The sequence below is a fragment of the Chamaesiphon sp. OTE_75_metabat_556 genome, from assembly GCF_031378165.1.
Lineage (GTDB): Bacteria > Cyanobacteriota > Cyanobacteriia > Cyanobacteriales > Chamaesiphonaceae > Chamaesiphon.
In genome coordinates, this window is record NZ_JANNDR010000472.1 from 1 (window position 1) to 6,626 (window position 6,626).

Annotated in this window: 9 protein-coding genes; 4 read left to right on the plus strand and 5 right to left on the minus strand. The window is 48.3% G+C overall.

What is annotated here, in order from left to right:
• Positions 1–5 precede the first annotated feature (5 nt).
• From lysS to purS, 5 genes are all read right to left on the minus strand, one after another.
• A complete protein-coding gene (gene lysS, locus RMO27_RS19080; RefSeq protein ID WP_309735465.1) occupies positions 6–1,559 on the minus strand; it encodes a lysine--tRNA ligase in 1,554 nt (517 codons plus the stop codon).
• Positions 1,560–1,626: 67 nt separating this feature from the next.
• Positions 1,627–1,923 (minus strand): Mo-dependent nitrogenase C-terminal domain-containing protein, encoded by a 297-nt coding sequence (locus tag RMO27_RS19085; protein ID WP_309735468.1) that lies wholly within the window; start codon positions 1,921–1,923, stop codon positions 1,627–1,629.
• A 567-nt stretch (positions 1,924–2,490) separates the two neighbouring features.
• Positions 2,491–2,907, minus strand: a complete 417-nt coding sequence (locus RMO27_RS19090; RefSeq protein WP_309735470.1) for a YraN family protein — start codon at positions 2,905–2,907, stop codon at positions 2,491–2,493.
• 144 nt (positions 2,908–3,051) lie between these two features.
• Entirely contained in the window at positions 3,052–3,705 is a 654-nt protein-coding gene (gene purQ / locus RMO27_RS19095; protein ID WP_309735472.1) for a phosphoribosylformylglycinamidine synthase subunit PurQ, read from the minus strand.
• Positions 3,706–3,790: 85 nt separating this feature from the next.
• Complete coding sequence (gene purS / locus RMO27_RS19100) at positions 3,791–4,051, minus strand: phosphoribosylformylglycinamidine synthase subunit PurS (RefSeq protein WP_396133761.1); 261 nt, start codon at positions 4,049–4,051, stop codon at positions 3,791–3,793.
• Between the two features lie 297 nt (positions 4,052–4,348).
• On the opposite strand from purS, the gene RMO27_RS19105 reads away from it, so the two are divergent.
• The 4 genes from RMO27_RS19105 to RMO27_RS19120 all read left to right on the plus strand — a co-directional run bounded on the left by RMO27_RS19105 (position 4,349) and on the right by RMO27_RS19120 (position 6,518).
• Complete coding sequence (locus tag RMO27_RS19105) at positions 4,349–4,810, plus strand: Fur family transcriptional regulator (protein WP_309735474.1); 462 nt, start codon at positions 4,349–4,351, stop codon at positions 4,808–4,810.
• 14 nt (positions 4,811–4,824) lie between these two features.
• A complete protein-coding gene (locus RMO27_RS19110) occupies positions 4,825–5,937 on the plus strand; it encodes an MraY family glycosyltransferase (RefSeq protein WP_309735476.1) in 1,113 nt (370 codons plus the stop codon).
• An 85-nt stretch (positions 5,938–6,022) separates the two neighbouring features.
• Entirely contained in the window at positions 6,023–6,157 is a 135-nt protein-coding gene (locus RMO27_RS19115) for a hypothetical protein (protein ID WP_309735478.1), read from the plus strand.
• A 28-nt stretch (positions 6,158–6,185) separates the two neighbouring features.
• The gene (locus RMO27_RS19120) at positions 6,186–6,518 is read left to right on the plus strand and encodes a YtxH domain-containing protein (protein WP_309735480.1); all 333 of its coding nucleotides are present in this window, start codon (positions 6,186–6,188) and stop codon (positions 6,516–6,518) included.
• Positions 6,519–6,626: the final 108 nt, after the last annotated feature.

Genomic DNA, 6,626 nt, shown 5'->3' on the forward strand with positions numbered 1-6,626 from the left:
CAGCTTTAATCATCATTAGACTCATTCGATTCCGGTTTGAGCAGTGGGAAAGCGATCGCGTCCCGGATACTAGCACAATCGCATAACAGCATCACCAATCGATCAATCCCGATTCCCAATCCGCCTGTCGGTGGCATTCCATATTCTAGAGCGGTGAGGAAGTCTTCATCGACATCGTGAGCTTCATTATCGCCTTCGGCTTTGCGTGTGGCTTGAGCTTCTAATCTTTCTCGTTGATCGACGGGATCGGTTAACTCTGAGAAACTATTTGCTAATTCGCGTCCGACTGCGAATAGTTCAAACCGCTCGACAATTCCTGGTTTCGATCGATGGGGTTTGGCGAGGGGTGAGATTTCGACGGGATAATCGAGGACGAATGTGGGCTGAATCAAGGTTTCTTCACACTTTTGCTCGAATACCTCATTTAAGAGCTTGCCAAGGGTTTTAATGTCATTGCAGCCATGAATCCCCGCCGTTTTGACGGCGGCTTGAGCTGTCTCTAGAGTATCGAAATTACTAAAGTCCAAACCAGTGACTTCTTGGACGATATTGTTCATCGTTACCCGCCGCCAAGGAGCCGTAAGACTAATGGGCGTGCCCTGATAGCTAATCTCCAACGTTCCTAGTACTGACTGCGCGACAGTGGTAATCATTTCCTCTGTGAGTGTCATCATCCCTTCATAGTCAGCATAGGCTTGATATACCTCGATGCTAGTAAATTCGGGATTGTGACGAGTCGATACGCCCTCGTTGCGGAAAATCCGCCCCAATTCAAATACCTTCTCAAAACCACCGACGATCAACCGTTTCAGGTGTAACTCGGTGGCAATCCGCAGATACAGCGGCATCTCCAGGGTATTGTGATAGGTATTAAAGGGACGCGCATCGGCACCGCCGGCTTCTGACTGCAAGACGGGAGTTTCGATTTCGATGAAGTCGAGGTTTTCGAGATAGCGGCGAATTCCAGAAGTAATTAAAGCGCGTTTTCTAAAGGTATCGCGCACCGCTGGATTCACGATCAGATCTACATAGCGTTGGCGATACCGTTTGGCTACGTCGGTTAAGCCATGCCATTTATCTGGTAATGGCAGTAGCGATTTCGTCAACATCACATACTCATTGACGAGAATCGATAGTTCGCCTTTCTCCGTCCGTTTAATCGTTCCTTTGACACCGATGATATCGCCGACGTCGGTTAATTGCTTGAGATGACTAAAAGCATCGGGGACTGCTGCCATCCCTTCTTCGATCTGCTGTTTGTTGAGATAAAGTTGAATCGTGCCCGTTTCATCTTGAATGCTGAAAAAAGCTAACTTACCCATCACTCGGCGGGCGATAATGCGTCCGGCGATCGCGACTGGGATATCTACTTCCTCACCACTGGCTAAATCTGCGTACTCTAGCTGTAAAGCAGCGGCTTGATGGGTTGATACCCAGTTGTAGGCGTAGGGATTCATCCCTAATTCGCGGAGTTTGTCCGCTTTCACCAGGCGCGTCGCCCGAATTTCGGCTAATGTCGAATGTGGTTCTGGCTGTGGTGACGACTGTTGCTTGGACATATGGCGATCGATCTAGGCTGGACTTTCTATTCTACGTCAAGCACGATCGATATCCCCGATCCCCGAATTAGCAATATTCGCTGATGTCTTCGCCGCATTCGTCAGCCAGATAACACATCGCCTTGAACCGGAGCATGACAACTTCCTCATAGAGGGGGTTGAGTTTGCACATCGGCGGGATGTGGATGAGCTTGCGTCCGAATAAATTGAGATCGCGTTCAAAGGGGCATTGAGAAGGGATCAGTTTACACAGATTGTGAGCCAATCGGGGGTTAGAAATTTTGAGATTGTCCAACCAATTACGCAGCGGCTTGAGTGGATCGAATTTCGGTAAGTGTAGGGAATTGATGGTTTCCTGAGACATTATTCTAGTTGCTAGCAAACGAGCCAGCTTTGATAGATTAGAACCCATAATATGTGATGTATTAATGGTACCTTTGGAGATAACTATTTATGACGTCGCTCCTGAGTGAAATGTTCGTCTAAAGACAAACTACACACACTCGTAAGCAATTTCCGGAAAGAAAGGTTGAACTTTGCAGTATTCGGTCATCAGCCTCAATTTACCAACACGTTTGGTACCTAGAGATTCACGTACTACTGGCATCATGTCTTAGGTGGCACTCTACCCGCAACTGTAAATCTACTGAAATATCATAACGTATTTATTCTTGATGTCAGCATATTTTCAATCGCTTTTTCTGGTATCGATCGATACAATTTCTTCGATCAAATTTTCCAATTATTAAAAAATTGCGATCCCCAACTAGTTTGCCTCCAAACTCATCTGGTTTAGGGTGTCTATTATCTCTTTGGAGAGATTTCAGGGATTGTTCGAGATCGATATTGGCATAACATCTCGATCGGCAATTGCCAACAATCGTCGTTGGCGTAACCTACCAAAGGTAATCGAGCATCACAAAACTTCAAGCTAGGTGCCGTCAAAAGCATTAGCAAGATAGTCGAGTAATAACAGATGCTCGCCACTATTGAGATCGGCCACAATATGTAAAGGCGTACCGACGATCTCGCGGTTAATTGGCTGATGGCGAACGATCGCGACATCAAAGCGACAGGGATATTCAGCGAGGTGGGAATGTTTGAGTAGAAATAGCTCGGCAGAGCGGACGATCGTGGCTTGTTTCTGGGGGGTAATTGCTAGGAGTCCATCGGCATCCCAATTCGATCGATTGCGAGTTTTGACTTCGATAAATAGTAGGGTATCGGATTCGATCGCGATCAGGTCGATTTCGCCTCTTTTCCATCGCCAGCGATGATGCAGAATCTTGCCACCCCGACTAGTCAGCCACTGGGCGACAACTTCTTCTCCTTGTTTGCCAGTGTTCATTTCTAGGGCATAGAGGGTAGAGGGTAGGGAATAGGGTGGATAGTGGATCGTGAATGGTGAATAGAAATAGGGTGGACAATGTCCACCGTTTACATTTCAGCGGATCGCCATTCAATCGACAGGTCTATTTTTCTACTCGATCGATTAAATCAGACTTTTAAATAAATGAATGCCGTCGGCTTTGCCGAGGAGGGGATCGGCGGCGCGTTCTGGGTGGGGCATCATCCCGACGACATTTTTGGTTTCGTTGCAGATGCCCGCAATATTATTGAGTGAACCATTGGGATTGTTACCAGCGTAGCGGAATAAGACTTGGCCGTTGGACTCTAATCGATCGAGAGTATCGGGATCGGCGTGGTAGCAGCCTTCACCATGGGCGATCGGGAGTTCGATCTGGCTGGTGGTAGTATAGCCTTGAGTCCAGACTGAATCGGTACTTTCGACTTGCAGCGGTACCCTGTCGCAGATAAAGTGCAGATCGCGATTGCGGACTAGTGCCCCAGGTAGCAATCCCGCCTCGGTGAGCACCTGAAAGCCATTACAAATACCTAACACATATTTACCCTGCTGAGCATGGGCGACGACTTGTTTCATAATCGGCGAAAATTTGGCGATCGCGCCACAGCGGAGATAATCGCCATAACTGAATCCACCCGGAATCACAACGACATCGACATCGTGTAAGTCGGTTTCTTCATGCCAGATCGTACGTGTCGGTTGTCCGAGCAGATCGCGGGTGACATACACCACATCGCGATCGCAGTTGGAACCAGGGAAGACAATTATGCCGAATTTCACAATTAAGTTTGGAGGGAGTGTGGGGACTGGGGACTAGTGGACGCGGGACGGGGGGACTTGGGATGACTTTTCTATCCACTATTCACTATTCCCTATCCACTAATTCAATTCGATAATTCTCAATCACCGGATTAGCCAAAAGTTGGTCGCACATTAGATCGAGTTGCTTGTGTGCGGCGGTTTCGTCGGCAGCACTGAGATTGACTTCGATGTATTTGCCGATGCGGACGCTCTCGACATCAGTGTAGCCCAGATGTGCTAAACCAGATTGGACGGCGGTACCTGCGGGATCGAGGACGGAGGGACGAAGCGTAACATAAATGCGAGCGTGATATTTTTGGTTCAACGGAATCCCTCAACTTTGCGATAATTTAGATATGCAGCGATTACCTTTGGTAGGCTTCTGCTAAGGCAGAGTCTGTGCCTCCGGCAGGCTTAGCCAACGCCAACGCCAACGTGTCAACTTAAATTTACCATCCCCAATTGTAAACTAGTACCAAACTTGGCTAACATTTCGATCGCAATCTAAATATTGAAATTATTATTCCTCAATCGATCATTGGGCATTTTAGAGATCTCCCTGAAGTAGCAAATCTGTTTTTTAAAACAAAGGCTCCCAACTCCCCACTCCCCGCTCCCCACCATGAAAGCCGATCGAACTCGCAGCCAAGAACGTATTTTACAATTCCTGAAACAATGCGATCGCGCAATTTCGGCTCAAGATATTTATATTGAGTTACGCACTCGCGATCAGTCAGTCGGGCTAGCTACTATCTACCGCTCCCTAGAGAGTCTAAAATTAGAAGGAGTCGTTCAAGGTCGGACATTATCAACGGGCGAATCATTGTATAGTTGTGTCCAAGCAGACAGACATCATCTGACCTGCTTGCATTGCGGGCAGTCAATTCCGATCGATGAGTGTCCGGTCGAAGAATTAGAACACAGACTAGAATCGCTCCATCAGTTTAAAATTTACTACCATACGCTCGAATTTTTTGGAGTATGTTTGACTTGTGCGCCGACAGAGGTAGACAATAGCCACAACCCAGTCATTCATCTGCATCACCATCACAGCCAAGATCGATCTAAACAGGGACCTGCATGACTTTTGAGAATTTTATGAATTCAATTGGTGTGGCCGATCCGCAAGGGCGCGGCTGGCTTTCCGTAGTGCTGACTTTTATGTTTGCCTGGATCGTCACCTATCTATTTATTCCCAAAGTCCGAACTTTTGCGCTCAAAGTTGGATGGGCAGACGAACCTAACGCCCGCAGATTGCATCAAGAGCCGCGCCCCAATGCGGGTGGATTGGCAATTTACGCAGGAGTAATTGCAGCAATTATTTTAGCTGGCTGTCTCGCGCCGATCGTGATCGCCAAAGTCCAAGTCGCGATCTTGGCCATCTTACTCGGTGGCTCAGTACTAGTTCTGGTCGGATTTATCGACGATCAATTTGGTGGTTTGCCAGCACTATTTAGACTGCTCGTTCAGGTTTTGACCGCACTATTATTAGTAGTCTGCGGCATCCAAATTCATATCGTTTATTTTGGGGCACCGATCGATGGAATTTTATCGATTGTCGCCACGGTGTTATGGATCGTGGGCATTACCAATGCTGTGAACTTGATGGATGGGATCGATGGTTTAGCTGGCGGCGTGAGTTTTATTACGGCCATGAGTCTGCTGGCAGCATCTGCTCAATTTGAAGTCCGAGCTGCGGCGACGTTGATTTCAGCAGGAGTCGGCGGAGCCGCATTGGGGTTTTTGCGTCACAATTATCATCCCTCGCGGATTTTTATGGGTGATGCGGGATCTTACTTCTTGGGCTATGTCTTGGCCGCTACGAGTATTTTGGGTGGAGCCAAAGTGACGACTGTGACTTCATTGATTCCGACGGTGCTGTTATTTCTCGTCCCAGTTGTCGATACCAGCCAAGTAATTATCAAGCGACTGCTCGCTGGCCAAAATCCGCTGAGTACGCCAGGGAAAGATCATCTACACCATCGGTTGTTACAACAAGGGTTTTCCCAACGACATTCGGCGGTGATTTTGTGGGGAGTGACACTTGCTGGAGGCATGATTGCGATGCGGATGCAGGGGATCAGGCAGATGGCGATTGTCGTGACGGCGATCGGGATCGCTCTATTATTAGTAATGACTGTCTGGCTGCGACTGCGGGCGATCGTCAATACTCCCGACAAACCAACGCTCGATTCTCAGGATAAGCCCTAACGAGCCATTTATTCAGAGTAAGTCAGTGTGTCTCGCTAGCACTGGATCGGGGCAATCGCTGGGTATTTTGTCGTTAAATGGATTTATGCCCGATTGGAGCGCAATTTGGGAGGGGACGACACTCCAAACCGATGGCGATTACCTGACGGTAGACTGCACCAACAACTATCCCCAATCCGATCGCGGACAATGGCAGCGATCCAAGATTGGTCTAAACTAATACATATTCGGCTAAGTAGTATCGCTCTATGGCAGATAAACACCCCAGCACATTTATCGGCGGCATCGCGATCGGTGCCGCAATTGGTACCATTACTGGCATCCTGATGGCTCCCCGGACAGGACGAGATACGCGCAAAATTTTGGGCAAAACGCTAACGGCCGTCCCGCAAATGGCCGAAGATATCTCTAGTAGCGTCCAACTGCAAGCTGACAAGCTCTCGGCGGCGGCTGGCAATCGCTGGCAGGAGACACTAGATCGTTTAGCAGCCTCAATTGCGGCTGGTGTGACCGCCAGTCAATCGCTGCGCGAACTGGACGCAGCGAACCGCCCTCAATCTGCTCGCGAGCGCGATGAATAACCTTTTTTCACTCATCACCGATCGACTTTTGCCGATCGACTAATTTTGACCATTATCGATCCATTACTATTTTTGGGAGGCTCAATTTTACTGGTTGCTGTCAGTTTG